This window comes from Acidovorax sp. FG60, assembly GCF_057808995.1.
In genome coordinates this window covers 1-921 of sequence record NZ_JBMDJC010000057.1, presented here as the reverse complement: position 1 = coordinate 921, position 921 = coordinate 1, and the positions used below count along the sequence as shown (strand labels likewise).

The window sequence follows — 921 nt, the reverse complement described above, 5'->3', positions numbered from 1 at the left end:
GTGAGGAAGTCCAGCATCAGCGCGCCCGACCAGATCATTGCGATCGGGTTGGCAATGTTCTTGCCATAGATGTCGGGTGCCGAGCCGTGCACGGGCTCGAACAGGCTGGGAAAGTTGCGCTCAGGGTTCAGGTTGGCCGACGGCGCCAGGCCAATGGTGCCGGTGGTAGCCGGGCCCAGGTCACTGAGGATGTCGCCAAACAGGTTGGTGGCGGCCACCACGTCAAAACGGCCGGGCTGCAGCACAAAGCGGGCGGTGAGGATGTCGATGTGCTGCTTGTCCAGCGTGACCTCGGGGTAGTCTTTGGCCACGTCGTCGGCGCGCTGGTCCCACCAGGGCATGCTGATGGCAATGCCGTTGCTCTTGGTGGCCAGGGTGACATGCTTTTTGGGGCGGCTTTGGGCTAGGTCGAAGGCGAACTTCAAGAGGCGGTTGGCACCGTGGCGCGAGTAGACCGATTCCTGGATCACGATCTCGCGGTCGGTGCCTTCGTACATGATGCCGCCCAGCGAGGTGTATTCGCCTTCGGTGTTCTCGCGCACCACGTAGTAGTCGATGTCGCCGGGCTTGCGGCCGGCCAGGGGGCACGGCACGCCTTCAAACAGGCGCACGGGGCGCAGGTTGATGTACTGGTCGAACTCGCGGCGGAACTTGAGGAGCGACCCCCACAGGGAGACATGGTCGGGCACGGTGGCGGGCCAGCCCACGGCGCCGAAGAAGATGGCGTCCATGCCCGACAGTTGCGCCTTCCAGTCGTCGGGCATCATTTTTCCGTGGGCGGCGTAGTAGTCGCAGCTGGCCCATTCGAATTCGTGCAACTGCAGTTCAAAGCCAAAGCGGGCGGCGGCGGCCTGGATGGCGCGCACTCCTTCGGGCATGACTTCTTTGCCGATGCCGTCTCCGGGCAGGACGGCGATGCGG

Annotated in this window: 1 protein-coding gene; it reads right to left on the bottom strand. The window is 64.3% G+C overall.

The genetic code is table 11. From position 1 onward, the window contains the following. Positions 1–921 (bottom strand): tartrate dehydrogenase (locus tag ACODS0_RS27980; RefSeq protein WP_488838500.1); only part of this gene is annotated, 921 nt, incomplete at both ends.